Annotated in this window: 14 protein-coding genes and 2 pseudogenes; 12 read left to right on the forward strand and 4 right to left on the reverse strand. The window is 60.5% G+C overall.

What is annotated here, in order from left to right; all coding sequences use genetic code 11:
- Positions 1-33: 33 nt before the first annotated feature.
- Complete coding sequence (locus IPI80_RS02415; protein WP_413856795.1) at positions 34-390, reverse strand: hypothetical protein; 357 nt, start codon at positions 388-390, stop codon at positions 34-36.
- Between the two features lie 99 nt (positions 391-489).
- Between IPI80_RS02415 and IPI80_RS02420 the strand changes: the two genes are divergently transcribed.
- Positions 490-1,095 carry a MarC family protein gene (locus tag IPI80_RS02420; protein ID WP_413856797.1) on the forward strand — a complete coding sequence of 202 codons (606 nt, stop codon included), beginning with the start codon at positions 490-492 and terminating at the stop codon, positions 1,093-1,095.
- Here IPI80_RS02420 and IPI80_RS02425 read toward each other — a convergent pair.
- Positions 1,061-1,979 (reverse strand): annotated as a pseudogene (locus IPI80_RS02425) (fumarylacetoacetate hydrolase family protein). The gene IPI80_RS02420 and the pseudogene IPI80_RS02425 sit on opposite strands and share 35 nt — an antisense overlap.
- Positions 1,980-2,033: 54 nt before the next feature.
- Here IPI80_RS02425 and IPI80_RS02430 point away from each other — a divergent pair.
- The 4 genes from IPI80_RS02430 to purU all read left to right on the forward strand — a co-directional run bounded on the left by IPI80_RS02430 (position 2,034) and on the right by purU (position 4,823).
- On the forward strand, positions 2,034-3,155 hold the full coding sequence (locus IPI80_RS02430) for a DUF3108 domain-containing protein (protein ID WP_413856799.1): 1,122 nt from the start codon (positions 2,034-2,036) through the stop codon (positions 3,153-3,155).
- 72 nt (positions 3,156-3,227) lie between these two features.
- Positions 3,228-3,539, forward strand: coding sequence for a DUF3567 domain-containing protein (locus tag IPI80_RS02435; protein WP_413856801.1), 312 nt, complete (start codon positions 3,228-3,230; stop codon positions 3,537-3,539).
- Positions 3,540-3,708: 169 nt separating this feature from the next.
- A complete protein-coding gene (locus tag IPI80_RS02440; RefSeq protein ID WP_413856803.1) occupies positions 3,709-3,933 on the forward strand; it encodes a TraR/DksA family transcriptional regulator in 225 nt (74 codons plus the stop codon).
- Between the two features lie 41 nt (positions 3,934-3,974).
- Entirely contained in the window at positions 3,975-4,823 is an 849-nt protein-coding gene (purU, locus tag IPI80_RS02445; protein ID WP_413856805.1) for a formyltetrahydrofolate deformylase, read from the forward strand.
- Positions 4,824-4,841: 18 nt separating this feature from the next.
- Here purU and IPI80_RS02450 read toward each other — a convergent pair whose 3' ends face one another.
- The gene (locus IPI80_RS02450) at positions 4,842-6,077 is read right to left on the reverse strand and encodes a serine hydrolase domain-containing protein (RefSeq protein WP_413856807.1); all 1,236 of its coding nucleotides are present in this window, start codon (positions 6,075-6,077) and stop codon (positions 4,842-4,844) included.
- Positions 6,078-6,171: 94 nt separating this feature from the next.
- On the reverse strand, positions 6,172-7,017 hold the full coding sequence (asd, locus tag IPI80_RS02455; protein ID WP_413856809.1) for an archaetidylserine decarboxylase: 846 nt from the start codon (positions 7,015-7,017) through the stop codon (positions 6,172-6,174).
- A 73-nt stretch (positions 7,018-7,090) separates the two neighbouring features.
- Between asd and IPI80_RS02460 the strand changes: the two genes are divergently transcribed.
- From IPI80_RS02460 to IPI80_RS02490, 7 genes and pseudogenes are all read left to right on the forward strand, one after another.
- Positions 7,091-7,978, forward strand: a complete 888-nt coding sequence (locus tag IPI80_RS02460) for a LysR substrate-binding domain-containing protein (protein ID WP_413856811.1) — start codon at positions 7,091-7,093, stop codon at positions 7,976-7,978.
- Between the two features lie 262 nt (positions 7,979-8,240).
- A complete protein-coding gene (locus IPI80_RS02465; RefSeq protein WP_413856813.1) occupies positions 8,241-9,464 on the forward strand; it encodes an OmpA family protein in 1,224 nt (407 codons plus the stop codon).
- A 69-nt stretch (positions 9,465-9,533) separates the two neighbouring features.
- Positions 9,534-9,671: pseudogene (locus IPI80_RS02470) on the forward strand (hypothetical protein); the annotation flags it as partial.
- A gap of 660 nt (positions 9,672-10,331) precedes the next feature.
- A complete protein-coding gene (locus IPI80_RS02475) occupies positions 10,332-12,404 on the forward strand; it encodes a caspase family protein (protein WP_413857578.1) in 2,073 nt (690 codons plus the stop codon).
- A gap of 65 nt (positions 12,405-12,469) precedes the next feature.
- A complete protein-coding gene (locus IPI80_RS02480) occupies positions 12,470-13,144 on the forward strand; it encodes a CHASE2 domain-containing protein (protein WP_413856815.1) in 675 nt (224 codons plus the stop codon).
- On the forward strand, positions 13,057-13,467 hold the full coding sequence (locus IPI80_RS02485) for an adenylate/guanylate cyclase domain-containing protein (protein WP_413857580.1): 411 nt from the start codon (positions 13,057-13,059) through the stop codon (positions 13,465-13,467). The genes IPI80_RS02480 and IPI80_RS02485 overlap by 88 nt, the downstream gene beginning before the upstream one ends.
- Positions 13,454-14,293 (forward strand): hypothetical protein, encoded by an 840-nt coding sequence (locus IPI80_RS02490; RefSeq protein WP_413856817.1) that lies wholly within the window; start codon positions 13,454-13,456, stop codon positions 14,291-14,293. The genes IPI80_RS02485 and IPI80_RS02490 overlap by 14 nt, the downstream gene beginning before the upstream one ends.
- The last annotated feature ends 32 nt before the right edge of the window (positions 14,294-14,325 follow it).

Raw genomic sequence — 14,325 nt, forward strand, 5'->3', positions numbered from 1 at the left:
CAAAAGGGCGTAAGGCGCTACAAGTTTGATAGTTCAGACGGTTGGGGGCCCGCGCGCCGGCATGGGCGCGGCGGTGCGCGCAGCAATGTGCGCGCTGGGAATGGCCTGCAGGGCGTAGGCCAGGGGTTGCGTGGGTTCTGCGCTTAGGCCGACCACCGGAGGCGGCGCGGACATTGTGGCGCACAGCGGACAATCCAGGGTGGTGCCGGCCAGATCACTGGTGCTGCCGTCGGCGGCCTTGACCAACACCTTCATGGCACCGGCACCAGTGCACACGAGCAGAATATCTTGCGGTTTGACGATGGGAGACGCCACCGCCACGCCCAACGACAACACGAACCACGCCAGCACAAGGCGGGTGAAAGTCGTGAAGTGGCGCAGGGTTCGCATGAGCCGCATTATCAACGATGAGACCAGCACAACCTTAAGCTGGGTCAATTCTTTGGCAGACTACGCACACAGGCCCCGTCACCGCACAATCGATATTCCATGACGCAATACACCTTTCTCTCTGCCACCATTTTGCTGGTGCTGATCACCGATCCCATTGGCAACATTCCGATCTTTGCCAACGCGCTGCGGCCCGTGGCGCCTGAGCGGCGTGCCCGCGTGATCCTGCGCGAAATTTTGATTGCCTTTGCCTTGTTGCTGACCTTCATGTTTGTGGGTGAAGGCTTCCTGCGGGTGATGAACCTGAGCGAACTGGCGCTGCAAATTGGCGGCGGCGTCATCCTGTTCCTGATCGCACTGCGCATGGTGTTCCCGCCGGCCAGCTCCGCCGAAGAGCAGCAGTTGGCAGAGCCGTTGATCGTGCCACTGGCCGTTCCGGCCATTGCCGGGCCGTCTGCCCTGGCCACCGTTCTGTTGCTGGTATCGCAGCAACCTGAGCGGCGCCTGGAATGGATAGGCGCTCTGTGCGTGACCATGGCTATCAGCGCCGTGGTGCTGGTATCGGCCGAGCGCATTCAGCGCGTTATTGGCACGCGGCTGGTCACCGCCGTGGAGCGGTTGATGGGCCTGGTGCTGGTATCGGTCGCGGTGGAAATGCTGCTGCGCGGAATCAAGACGTTTGTGGTGCAGTTGATGAAGGGGTAAGCGGCGCCACCACTTCCTGCTCAATCGCCCCAAAAATACTCTGACCTTCTGCGTTCTTCATCTCGATGCGGATGGTGTCGCCGTACTGCATGAAGCCGGTGCTGGGCTGGCCATCCATAATGGTTTCCGTGGCGCGCTTTTCGGCGATGCAGCTGTAGCCCTTGGGCCAGTCGGTGCGGGCCTTGTCGCCCGTGCCTTTGGTTACACCCTTGTTGCTGACCGTACCCGAGCCGATAATGGAGCCGGCGCGCACATTGCGCGTTTTGGCTAAATGGGCAATCAGCTGGCCAAAGTGGAAGGTCATGTCCGGCCCGGCGTCGCACAGGCCGACCTTGCGGCCATTCCAGGTGCTGGCAAGCGGCAGGTGCACGCGGCCCTTGACCCAGGCGTCACCCAGTTCATCGGGCGTCACGGCCACCGGGCTGAAAGCCGTGGCGGGTTTGCTCTGCACAAAGCCAAAGCCCTTGGCAAGTTCGGGCGGAATCAGGTTGCGCAGGCTCACATCGTTCACCAGCAAGATCAGGCGGATGCCGTCCAGCGCACGGTCGGCGGCGCAGCCCTGGGGGATATCGGGGTACCTCAGCACCACGCGCCTTGCGCACCAGCTCCACGTGGTTGATATAGGCCGAGCCATCGGCCCACTGGTAGGCACGCGGCAGGGGTGCCATGCACTGCAACGGGTCAAAAGGAAAGGCGTGGCGGGCGCGCCCGGCGTTCAGGCGCTCGTACACATCTTGCAACTGGGGCGAGAGGTAATTCCAGTCGTCCAGCACCTGCTGCAGGCGGTTGGCAATGTGGGAGGCGTAATGCGCCTGGCTGAGATCGCGCGAGACCACGACCAGTTGACCATCGCGCGAGCCATCTTTGTAAGTAGCGAGTTTCATGGGGGAATTGTCGCTCTGAATTAAACTGCCCTGGCATACCGCCAGTTCCCAACCATGCCCGCACACACCACCCCCACCCTTGCCCGACGGCGCCCAGCCTGGCGCTTGGTGCTGCTGACGCTGGTGGTGGTGCTGGCGCACTGGGCCGTGCTGCGGGCAGCACCGCTGGCGCTGGCCGCACATGAGGATCGCGAAGGCGCCAGCAGTTGGGCCTTTACCACCCGCACCATTGACGCTCCTCCCCCTTCCGCTCGCCCTGCGCCAGCAACGCAACCGGTGGCTGTGAACCCGGGACGGGTGCCCCACCCACACGCGCGCGTTGGCAAGCGGCCCACCCAGGATACCAGCCTGTTTGTCAACCGTTCCTTGGAAGAAAATGCCCCTCCAGCCCTCGACAACACTACACAAGCAGCTACTGAAACAATAGCATCATCATTGCCAGTCGAGCCTCCCACCCCTGAGACCCCGACGCTATTGGCAGCCGCCGAGATCCCGACGCCGACCGCACCCAAACCCCTGCCAGTCAAGACGGTACGCAACTTCGTGATTCCGCCCTCAGCGCGTCTGAAGTACGCCATCACCGGCGAGGTGAAGGGTTTTCCGTACCACGTAAATGGCGAACTGCAGTGGACGCAGGATGGCAAGCACTATGACGCGCGCATGGAAATAAGCCACTTCCTGCTGGGCTCGCGGGTGCAGACCAGCACCGGCGCGTTGACCGCCCAGGGGCTGGAGCCCACCCGCTTTGGCGACAAGGTCAAGAGCGAGGTTGCGGCGCATTTCGAACGCGAAAAGGGCAAGATCACTTTCAGCGCCAACACGCCCGATGTGCCGCTGTTGGCCGGCGCCCAGGACCAGCTCAGCATCTTCATGCAGGTTGCGGCCATGCTGGCGGGCGAACCCAATGGATATCCCAACGGCAGCACCCTGGCCTTTCAGGCGGTGGGGCCGCGTTCAGCCGATTCCTGGGTGTTTACGGTGGGCACCACAGAAAAGCTGAGCATGCCCGGCGGCGAAATCAGTGCACTGCGCCTGTGGCGCGACCCGGCTGGCGAATTTGATCCCAAAACCGAAATCTGGATGGCCCCGGAACTGGGTTACTTGCCGGTGCGCATTCGCCTGACGCAGCGCAACGGCGACTTTGTAGACCAACAGTGGCGCTCAACGCAGAAATAGCCCCTGCGCTTGTAACCTCTTGAATTCACAGGGTTTGCATCCAATTGCAATACAGGCCCTATCATGCTTCCTATGCACACCCTCTACGACTCCGACAGCTACACCGTCACCCACATGCTGGCCAACGCCGATGCAGATGATGCAGAGGCGGCCAACGCAGCCCAGAACCCACAGTACCCCAACGGCATTCCCGTCATGGCGCGCCATGGCTTCGAGATTGTGGACAAACGGGCGGGCAAAGAGGTGTACCTGGACGGCTCATGGGCAGAATTGTTCCAGCAGCACATCGTCGCCTGGCAGGTCAAGACACCCACCCAGGAAGAGGTAGAAGACACGCTGGAGCAATATGCCGAGCTGGCCCAAAACCCAATCGTGGTGCACTAAATCCAACACAGAAAGCAATAGACCATGAATTCGCAACACATCAGCACCTACCAACAGCAATTAGCCGCCTTGCGTGCGTCCCTACTGGCTCAAATTGCCGAGCAACGCGGCGGCGTGGTCAGCCGGGTGGAGGTTGCCGCCGACCACTTTGGGCACCCAGAAGACTCGGGTGCGCAACTGGCCACCGGAACGCGAACTGGAATTTGCCATGGGCGAGCGCGAATTGGCCGAACTGTCCGCCATTGACGCGGCCCTGGCCCGCATCAACGCCGGCAACTACGGCGAATGTACCGAATGCGGCGCCCACATTGCACCGGCACGCTTGCATGCCACACCCGAAGCCCCGCGCTGCATCCACTGCCAGGAAAAGCAGGAACTCAGCCACCCAGCCTGAGAAAACGACCGGGTTGGTCCATGCGCGACAATGGGCGCACTATGAAGCAGACCTATATTCTTACCCTGTCGTGCCCGGATCGTCTGGGACTGGTCCACGCTGTGTCCGGCTTTCTGCTGGAACGCGGCGGCAATATTGAGGAAGCCGCCCAGTACAACGACCAGGACACCGGCCTGTTTTTCATGCGCGTGCAGTTTCACTGCGTGCGGCTAACCCACCAGGACTTGCGCTCGCAACTGGGGTTCTTCGCCAGGCCCTACTCCATGCAATGGAGCTTGCACGCAACGGCGCAACCCATGCGCACCGTGCTGCTGGTGAGCAAGGAAGGCCACTGCCTCAACGACCTGCTGTTTCGCTGGAAGAGCGGACTGCTGGCACTGGACATTCGCGCCATCATCTCCAACCACCGCGATTTCTACCAGTTGGCGGCCAGCTACAACGTGCCGTTTCACTACATTCCGGTCACTGCCGACACCAAGGCCAAGGTAGAGGCCCGGCAATTCGAAATCATCGAGACCGAGGGCGCCGAACTGGTGGTGCTGGCGCGCTATATGCAAATCCTCAGCGACGATTTTTGCCAGAAGCTGGCCGGGCGCGCCATCAATATCCACCACAGCTTTTTACCCAGCTTCAAGGGCGCCAAACCCTACTCCCAGGCGCATGACCGGGGTGTCAAGCTGATCGGCGCCACCGCGCACTACGTGACGGCCGACCTGGACGAAGGCCCCATCATCGAGCAGGACGTGGCCCGCGCAGACCACAGCAAAACAGTGGAAGACCTGACCGCCATGGGACGTGACACCGAAAGCCAGGTGCTGGCCCGCGCCGTCAAGTGGCACTGCGAACACCGCGTGCTCTTGAACGGTCACAAGACCGTGATTTTCAAATAGCTGCGGCCTGCCCGGGGCCTACTGGCACAGGCGCAGCAACTCCGTAGGTGCCGTCGGCTCGATGATGCCGGCGCTGGGCGGCAGGGCCGGTACCGGCTCGGGCGCAGAGGGGTTGAGCACATTGTGGATGCGCGCCGCCAGCACAAAGCGGGGGTAGGCCACATCGCCCACGGTGTTGCTGCCATTGGCCAGTAGCACCACGTCATAGCCGCTGCCATAACTGGCATTGGCCGCCGCAAAGCTGACCGTCTGTCCGGCAGCGCCATAACTTCCCGGTCCACCCAGCGCCGCCAGACCCATGCCGATGGGAGAAAACTTTCCATTGACGAGCCGGGCTGGCGTGCGCATCAAAGCCAGACTGGCGGGCGACAACAATACACCACCCTTCAGTGCGCCATCCCATCGCACGATATCGGAGGCGGTAGACACCACGCCACCTGCCGCATCAAAGCCGGAATTGAGGTCCGGACAGATCAACCAGGCATCGCCCGGTTTGACGCGGTAGTAGCCACGCGCGGCTTCGGGCCTGGCCTGCGGCCCCAGCAGATAAGACTCCGACATGCCCGTGGGCTTGAACAGCAACTGCGTGAAGGCCTGCTCCAGTGGCTGGCCGCTGACACGCTCGATGACGCGACCCAACAGGACGTAACCGGCATTCGAATAATCGTAGGCCGCGCCCGGCGGCGCAAAAAGGCCGCGCGCAGTCAGGTTGGCAAAGAACTTTTCATTCGACAGCGGCGGCTCGGTCAGTACCGTCGGCACACTGCCCAGCAGCAGATCGTCGGGGTCTTGCAACGCACCGGGAATGCCCGCCACCATCTGCATGAGCTGGCCGATGGTGGGCTCCGGCCGGTAGCGCACCTCGGGTATCCAACGTGACAGTGGATCGGACAACGCAACTTTTTTCTGCTCCTGCAATTTGAGTAGTGCGGCGACCGTCAGTTGCTTGGTGACAGAGCCAATCTTCACCGGTGTAGCCGCCGACATGGGCACACCCGCCTTGATATCGGCTGCGCCATATCCGCGCGCATACAGCACCGTGCCACCCTTGCCGACCGCCAATTGCAGGCCCGGCAAGATAGACGGCACATACTCGGCCACCAGTGCGTCAATCTGCGCGGCGACGGCTGGCGATACCTCGGCGGGCCGTTCAGTCACAGGCTGTTGTGCGCACCCTGCCAATGCCAGGCTGCACACCGCGATACCAGCCACTCGCCGCCCCGAAAACCCCTCAGCAAGTTGGAATGTTTGCATCGCGGTACCCTTCCGGTTTTAATCAGACTAGCAGCTTACTTCCTCTACTGCCATTTTGGCAACATGTGAAGGTGATCGCGCTGAGGTTATTGGGCTATGCCCGCGTCGCCATGGCTTCACCCATGCGGATGACACCAGTGGGCGCCCATTGGGGGTTGAACGCCAACGGCCCACGCGGAAACAGCAGCACTACGGTAGACCCCAGCAGAAAACGTCCCATCTCAGCGCCCTGGGCCAACTTCACCCCGCCGTCTTTGTACAGGCGCTCCCACAAATGCCCTGGGCGCGGCGGGTTGACCATGCCATGCCAGACCGTGGCCATGCTGCCCACAATGGTGGCGCCCACCAACACCTGAACAAACGGTCCTTGGGCTGAGTCAAACACACAGACCACGCGCTCGTTGCGCGCAAACAACCCCGGTACGCCACGTGCTGTCGTTGGGTTGACCGAGAACAAATCACCCGGCACATAAATCATGCGGCGCAACACCCCATCGCAAGGCATATGAATGCGGTGGTAGTCCTTGGGACTTAGGTACAGCGTGGCGAAGTGACCGTCCTCAAACTCCGCGGCCAGTGCGGCATCGCCCCCCACCAACGCGGTAGTGGAGTAGCTGTGGCCCTTGGCCTGGAAGATTTGATCTTTGTTGACGGGGCCAAACTGGCTGATGGCCCCATCCACCGGGCATACGCAATCGGCCCGCGCCAGTGGGCGCGCACCATCTTTGAGCGGACGAGTAAAGAAATCGTTGAAAGTTGCGTAGCTGGCAATATCGGGGTTGGCCGCCTCGGCCATATTGACCTGGTAGCGTTTGACAAACCAGCGGATCACCGCCGTGGTCCAGCTACCGGCACGGGCGCTGGCCAATTTACCTGCCAGCGCTGTGAGCGCCTGCTTGGGGATGATGTACTGCGGCAATACGGCGAGGGTGTCGGACACGGCAGTTCCTGCGGATAGGTTGTTGGGCGGGGGAAACCCGCGCGGGCGATAGCGGCCGAATTATAGTGAGCACATGAGTGCCGCCCGCATCCCCCCCATTCAGTGCTTGTTGACCTTTGAGGCTTTGGCGCGCTTGCGCAGCGTGACCCAGGCCGCCGAGGAGCAATGTGTGACCCCCAGCGCAGTCAGTCACCGGGTGCGCCAGCTGGAAGAAATCATAGGCACCAAACTATTTGGCCGCGCCGACTTTTCGCTCACCACCGAAGGCAGCGAATACCTGGCCCACGTGCGGGAGGGACTGGCCATTCTGCAAAAGTTTCCCAGTTCCGCCGCCGCACCGGGCAAACGCAAGCTGCGCCTGGCAGTTACGCCCACCTTCTCACGCTCCATCCTGATCCCACGCCTGCGCCAGTTCACCGACGCCTACCCCGAAATCGACCTCACGCTGCAGGTCTCCATTCCACTGCTGGACGTGGTGGCCGAAGACGCCGACCTGGTGGTACGCTTTGGGACCGGGCGCTATGCGGATATGGAACACACGCTGTTGATGAAGGATGAGGTTGCGCCGCTGGCCTCACCCGCGTTCATACGCGAACACGGCCCGTTCGATGCAGCGCAGGACTTGCAAAGCCTGCCCCTGTTGCGAAGCCCACTGGAGCCCTGGCGCACCTGGTTTGCCGCGCGTGGTCTGGACTGGCCCGAGCCAGTGGAGGGCTCGCAGTTCAACGACATTGGCCTGATGTGCGATGGCGCGGCCGCCGGCATGGGCATTGGTCTGGTGCGACTCAAGCTGGGTGCGCCCTGGCTGGAAACCGGCTCCTTGGTACGCCTGGGCAGCAGCGATGTGTTTGCCAACGCCGTCCCCAGCCCGCACGCCCACTACCTGTGCTGGCGAACGGGCATGATGGACCGCTGGGAGTGCACTACCTTTGTCGAGTGGTTGAAACAGACCATCGCGTGAAAATTGGGGCACCATAAAGCCCGGTGAGTCCACGTTTTTTGTAGACTTTGCGCCTTTGACCGACAGCCCTGGATTTTCAGCATCTCAACATCATGGTGTCGGCAACGTGCAAGTGTCCTTTGTTGCATAGTTCAGGCAATTGGACTAAATTCATGCCGTCGGTACGGTGTAAATCCTCCCACTCCATAAAGGCCATTCCATGAAATATTTTTCACGCAACGCCGCCTTTGGGAGCGAACGGGTTCTCATGGTCCCCCGAAGAATGACCATCCTTCTTTGCGCAGCTGTGGCCGCATGCGCCCCACAGGAAGTTGTGCAAAGCACAGCGCCCGAAGCGCCGGCTACCGTGGCGGTTGCACAGCCTGCACCGCCACCGCCCGTTGTCGCCCTGCCCTATGGTGATGCCGTCAAACTGGCCGCACGCGATTTGTTCACCAAAGCCAAATTACCCGATGGCCAATCCTTCAATTTGGTCATCGACCCCCTGGTCGATGGAACGACAGGGATGCAGTCCGTCGCCACGGTTGCCATGGAACAGCAGGTCACAGAAATTGTTGCCAACAACTACCCCAGGTACCAGGTCAAGCCCTTCAATTCCGCTAACCTGGCAGCGGCGCCGCTGGTTTTCATTGGAACGTTTACACCCATCAACCTGCAAGGCAAGGCCTCCGGCGAACGAGATGCCTATCGCGTCTGCTTTGCACTGGCCGACCTCAAGACCGGAAAGATTGTCAGCAAAGGATTCGCCAGGTCACAAACAGACGGCATTGATCCGACACCCCTACCCTATTTTCGCGATGCGCCCCTTTGGGTCAACGACAAAATCGTGGAGGGCTATATCAAGACCTGCCAGGGAACCAGCGCGGGAGATCCCATCAACGCCGCCTATCTGGACAAGGTGAGCGTCGTTGCCGGCATTGATGAGGCCACCAAGGCTTACAACAATAGGAAATACAAGGAGTCTTTGGCTCTCTTCACGGCCCTTTTGCGAAATCCGGCAGGTGACCAACCCAGGGTGCACACGGGAATCTACCTCTCCAACGCCAAGCTGGGGAGGCGCAATGCAGCCATGCAGGAGTTCTCGAAAATGGCATCACGGGGCATGGGAGCCAAGCGCCTGGCCGTCAAATTTGGTTTCCAAAACGGTGGTTCGGCGCTGGCAAAGGACCAGAATCCCTACGATAGCTGGCTCAAGGAACTCGCCAGCGTGTCCTCAAAATTGGCCAAGACCTCAGAGACCTGCTTTGAAGTGGGTGGCCATACGGGCCGCGGGGGCTCAGAGCCACTGAACGAGCGTCTGGCACTTCAACGCGCCGAATACGTCAAGCAACGCCTGCTCGCGGTACACAAGGATCTTGCAAATGTCATCACGACAAAGGGGTATGGCTCCAGCGAAGCGCTTGTCGCAACCGGAAAAGGCGATCCCTTTGACTCTCTGGATCGGCGTATCGAGTTCAAATCGACCCAATGCCCGACCAAGAGTTGAGTCAGGGCTACGGTGAAGACGTATCGCAGCCGCGCTTGTGCACTGGCACTTGTCGCCTGCGCATGGAATGTGTTTGCGGGGTCAGAACAGCCCACCGAGGCCCCGATCTTGCGGACCAGTATCGGCTCCCACAGCGCCCCGATTCGTGCCATCGATGTGGACAGCGGGGGACGCTACGCCGTCACCGCAGCGGAAGACAAGACGGCAGGCGTATGGGATCTTAAAAGCGGCAAGTTGCTGAAAGTCCTGCGCCCCCCAATGGGTCCAGGAAACGATGGAAAACTTTATGCTGCGGCCATCACGCCGGACGGTGCAATGGTCGCAGTCGGAGGTTGGTCGGCCGATAACGACGTGTACCTGTTTGATCGGGCAAGTGGCGCGCTAAGGCATCGCATCACTGGATTGCCGGATGTTGTTACCCAACTCGTTTTTTCGCCGGATGGAAAGACGCTCGCCATTGGGCTATGGGGAGTGAATGGAGTCCGTCTGTTTGGCAGCGATTCCGCCTGGCACAGCAGTCGTGAAACGGGTAGTGACAACCACTATGAGGGAGCAGTCTCAGGTGCGAAATTCTCGGGCGACGGGGCCCGGCTCGCCCTGGCAAGCACAGACGGCTTGATCCGGGTCTACAAAGTTGCCCAGCACTCACTCACGCTCATGAACAGCAATCGACCCGCCCAAGGCCGTCAGCCGTTTGGTGTGGCTTGGTCTGCCGACGACACGCTGCTGGCCGTGGGGTTTTCGAACTCCGCATCGGTCTCTGTGCTGAAAGCAGATACCTTGGAGCTGGCCTACGTGCCTAGTGCAGCAGGTATCCCCGGTGGGGGGCTGAATGCCGTTGCCTGGACACGGGATGGCCGCGAGCTGTTGGCCGCAGGAACCTGGAGGAGAACAGATCACTTGAACGGCATCAGACGCTGGCAAGAGCGCGGCACCGGTGCGGCCAACGACGAAAGCATTGCCAGCAACAGCATTGTAGGCGTCCACGCCTTGCCCGACAGGCGTGTAGTCTATGCTTCCGCCGAACCCGCATGGGGATGGCTGGAAAGCACTCCCAGTGGATATGCCAATCATTCTTTTGGCAGCGCTCTGGCGGACTTTCGCAATGCGCGAGACACGTTTCGGCTGTCGCGGGATGGGGGAGCCGTCGCCTTTCCGCTGCACCGCAACGGAGGTTCGGGTGGTGTTGTCGGGTTTGACGTCGTGCAATTGCAGTGGACGTCTCCCCAAGCCCAATGGAAGCCGTCCAGCGCAGGAAAAGCGCCAATGGTTGTCGCGGATTGGTTTGAAAGCACCATGCCCACCATGAACCAGCGCCGCATAGTACTGAATGAAGCTGAGCTGTCCATGACAGTGGCCGTTGCACCGAACAACGCCGGCTTTGCGCTGGGGACCAGCCAGCACGTCCGGTATTACAACGCGAATGGAAAAGAACTGTGGCGAGTGGCTGCGCCAGGCACAACCTGGCAGGTCAATATTTCCGAAAACGGTCGATGGGTTGTAGCAGCGTTTAGTGATGGAACCCTACATTGGTACGCAGCGCAAGATGGTTCGGAGCAATTGATTTTGTACGCGCACCCGGATGGCCGCAGGTGGGTTTTATGGTCGCCATCCGGATATTTTGCAGCGGGTCCAGGATCTGAAGACTTGATGGGTTGGCATCTCAACCGTGGCAAAGATCTGGCGGCGGATTTTTTCCCTGCCTCACGTTTTCGGGGCAATTTCTATCGCCCCGACGTGATCGCCAAGGTAATTGAAATGGGCGACATTCAACAGGCGGTCCGCCTGGCCGACGCGGACGCCGACCGGAAACCGCGAACCGAGGTTGCCGGAGTTGCGCTGCCTCCCGTTGTGGAAATACTGGCACCACTGGGTGAGGTGTCGACCTCCAAAGCGGACGTAACGCTTCGCCTTGTCATCCGCTCGCCCAACGATGCGCCCGTGTTGTCAGTACGTGTCCGGGTCAACGGTCTGTTGCAGCCAGAGACTCGCCTTGCGGGAAGCCCGGATACATCCGGCGCATTCGGGCGCGAGATCACCGTCAAGGTCCCCGCAGACGACTCGGAGATACAGGTATTTGCCGAGAATCGCAACGGAGTATCGACTCCCGCTGTTGTTCCGGTGAAATGGTCAGGTGCAAGGCCCCGCGACACGACACCCGGAAACTCGGCCAGGAACGACCTCTCCCTGGCGCCCAAGCTCTATCTGCTGGCGGTTGGCATGTCCAAGTACCGCAATGCGTCATACAACCTCGACTTCGCCGCCAAGGACGCGGCTGACTTCAGCGAGGCGATGGCCTTGCAAAAGGGAAGCTTGTACCGCGATGTGGAGGTCAAGGTTCTCACTGACGGAAAAGCCACAAAGGACGACGTTCTTGACGGGTTGGAGTGGCTCAAGCGCGAGGTAACTTCCCGTGACGTCGGTATCCTTTTTCTTGCCGGGCACGGCCTCAACGACAACGCTGGCAACTACTTTTTCCTGCCCTACGACGGCAATCCGGAACAACTGCTGCGAACCGGGGTTGCACAAAACGACATCAAACTCGCGTTGAACAGCATCGCCGGCAAGGCTTTGTTCTTCATCGATAGCTGCCACTCAGGCAACGCCCTGGGGACCGCGAAGACCCGTGGAGTGGTCGACGTCAATGCCGTAGTCAACGAACTTGCATCCGCCGAAAATGGCGTCATCGTTTTTGCTGCGTCAACCGGTCGGCAGTTTTCGAGAGAGGCACCTGAATGGGGCAACGGCGCGTTTACCAAAGCGGTAGTTGAAGGACTGACTGGCAAAGCAGATTTCCGAAAGACTGGGATCGTCACTCACAAGGCGCTGGACTTCTATGTAGCCGAGCGCGTGAAAGAACTGACCAATGGCCAGCAATCGCCGGTCAGTATCACGCCATCTGGCATAAGCGACTTTCCCATTGCGCTGGTGAAGCGCTAGAAGCAGCCGCATCCAAACTGAATGCACGCCCGGCTAACCCCTGCCCCGCGTCCCATCACATTGCCATGGCACCTCGCCAGAGAAAACACTGGATCAACGCAGCCGGTTTGGCCCTGCCCTGGCTGCTTGCACTGGCGTGTTTTGCAACCCATTTATTCCAACTGCTGGAAAGCCAATGGCGCGACCAGCAATTCCGTTTTCTGTCGCTCAACTATTCCATCCTGGATGACGAGCCTGTCGCCATTGTCGGCATCGATGACGAGGATATGGTCCAGTTCGGCGTCCCAGGCGCTTTGCTACACAGGGAACTGGGTGCGTTCATGGAGGCCATGGCCATAGCACGTCCCAGCGTGGTAGGCCTGGCCGTGCTGCTACCTGCCAGTTCGTTTGACAAGCTGCTGCCGGGGCTGGATGCGGCTTTGGCGCGCGCCATGGGTGCACCGACGACGCCTGGGCTCATCAACTACGCCATCCGTCTGGCCTTCCAATACCTGCCCCTGCACCTGGTACTTGCTTGGCAGCGCGAGGGTCAGGTGGACCTGTTGCGTGCTACGTTCTCTAACAAAGCCGTCTTATTGGGTGGCGTCATGTCATTCGACGATCACCAGCGCACACCGCTGGCGCTGCCTGGCTGGACCTCCCCGTACGGAACATCACACGGTATTCTGTTCACGCACAACAGCGGCGCAGCATGGTGGGCACCATTCACAGCCACGGCGGCACACTGGACAAATTCATAGAGGATGGCCTCATGACCGTGTTTGGCGCGCCCGCCATCGACATTGGTGTGGGTTTGGATTACGGTCCCGCCTTGATCGGCTGCGTTGGCTCCCGGGACCGTTACGAATATTCTGCAATTGGTGACACGGTGAACACTGCATCACGCATCGAGGGACTGACCAAGGACTCCGGGGTTCCTGTCCTGCTATCCAACACTGTGTACCATCACATCCCGGACACCCGTGCCTTGGTGTCCATGGGTACGATGTCCATCCGGGGTCATTCTGCAATCGCGGTATTTGCCTGGAAACCCGAACCGGGGAACAGCCATGAGCCTGCTTAGAGCCGCCACCGTTGCCGTGCTGGTTGCCAATTTTTTTCTGTCCACCAGTGGCTGGGCAGACGTCCTGATCACCGATGTGATCGGTAAGCCCGGCCTGGTCAGCAAACCGCCCCTGGCAATACTGAACGAAGTGGTTAACGGAAGCCTGGTCGAAGCGCCGGCGGGCCTCCAATTTACCGCGATCGACTTGGTCACGGGCAAGGAGTACCTTGCCAGCGGCCCGGGGCAGTTTCGCATCGCCAGCGCCGGCGTGCTCTCTCTGACCACCGGCACGGTCAAGGTGCGAAGCGTCGCAGACGGCTCACTGCCTGATGTCCGGATTGCAACCGGCAAGCTCTCCAGGGCCTCGATGACTATGCGGACCCTGCTGGTCAAACTTCCCATGTATCCGTCCAATACAGCCATACCGGACACCACGCCTACCCTGCGATGGGCGCACATGGCAGGTGCCAGCAGCTACCGCGTGACCGTCAGTGATGACACCAACAGGGCCATCTGGCAGCGCAACACCACCGAAGCACAACTGGCGCTCATCCCCGATTCCGGCCTGCGGCTGGGCAACCAGTACACCTGGAAAGTTGAGCCGCTCAACCAGACCGGCGACCCGGTTTCCAACGCCACCAGCGCGGGTTTTTTTGTGGTGGCAGAAGATGCAGCAAGGGTTCTTGCAGCAATCAAGCCAGAGCCCGGCGCGTCATTTTCGGCCTGGGTTCTTTATGCCGCCCAGCTGCAACAGGCCGGCGCCACAGACGATGCGCAAACCATCTGGCAAGCGCTGGCGCGCGAACGACCCGGCGACCTCAACCTGAAAAAACTGGTGAAGTGACTTTTCCGCTGCCCACTTTGCGATGGGCGGGG

It is taken from the genome of Candidatus Aalborgicola defluviihabitans (assembly GCF_016705985.1).
Classification (GTDB): Bacteria; Pseudomonadota; Gammaproteobacteria; order Burkholderiales; family Burkholderiaceae_C; genus Allorhodoferax; species Allorhodoferax defluviihabitans.

Excerpts from the sequence above, each read along its gene's own strand:
- IPI80_RS02420 (WP_413856797.1), top strand. The coding sequence starts at position 490 with ATGACGCAATACACCTTTCTCTCTGCCACCATTTTGCTGGTGCTGATC.
- IPI80_RS02415 (WP_413856795.1), bottom strand. The coding sequence starts at position 390 with ATGCGAACCCTGCGCCACTTCACGACTTTCACCCGCCTTGTGCTGGCG.
- IPI80_RS02430 (WP_413856799.1), top strand. The coding sequence starts at position 2,034 with ATGCCCGCACACACCACCCCCACCCTTGCCCGACGGCGCCCAGCCTGG.
- IPI80_RS02460 (WP_413856811.1), top strand. The coding sequence starts at position 7,091 with ATGAGTGCCGCCCGCATCCCCCCCATTCAGTGCTTGTTGACCTTTGAG.
- IPI80_RS02465 (WP_413856813.1), top strand. The coding sequence starts at position 8,241 with ATGACCATCCTTCTTTGCGCAGCTGTGGCCGCATGCGCCCCACAGGAA.
- purU (WP_413856805.1), top strand. The coding sequence starts at position 3,975 with ATGAAGCAGACCTATATTCTTACCCTGTCGTGCCCGGATCGTCTGGGA.
- IPI80_RS02490 (WP_413856817.1), top strand. The coding sequence starts at position 13,454 with ATGAGCCTGCTTAGAGCCGCCACCGTTGCCGTGCTGGTTGCCAATTTT.
- IPI80_RS02450 (WP_413856807.1), bottom strand. The coding sequence starts at position 6,077 with ATGCAAACATTCCAACTTGCTGAGGGGTTTTCGGGGCGGCGAGTGGCT.
- IPI80_RS02480 (WP_413856815.1), top strand. The coding sequence starts at position 12,470 with ATGGCACCTCGCCAGAGAAAACACTGGATCAACGCAGCCGGTTTGGCC.
- IPI80_RS02435 (WP_413856801.1), top strand. The coding sequence starts at position 3,228 with ATGCACACCCTCTACGACTCCGACAGCTACACCGTCACCCACATGCTG.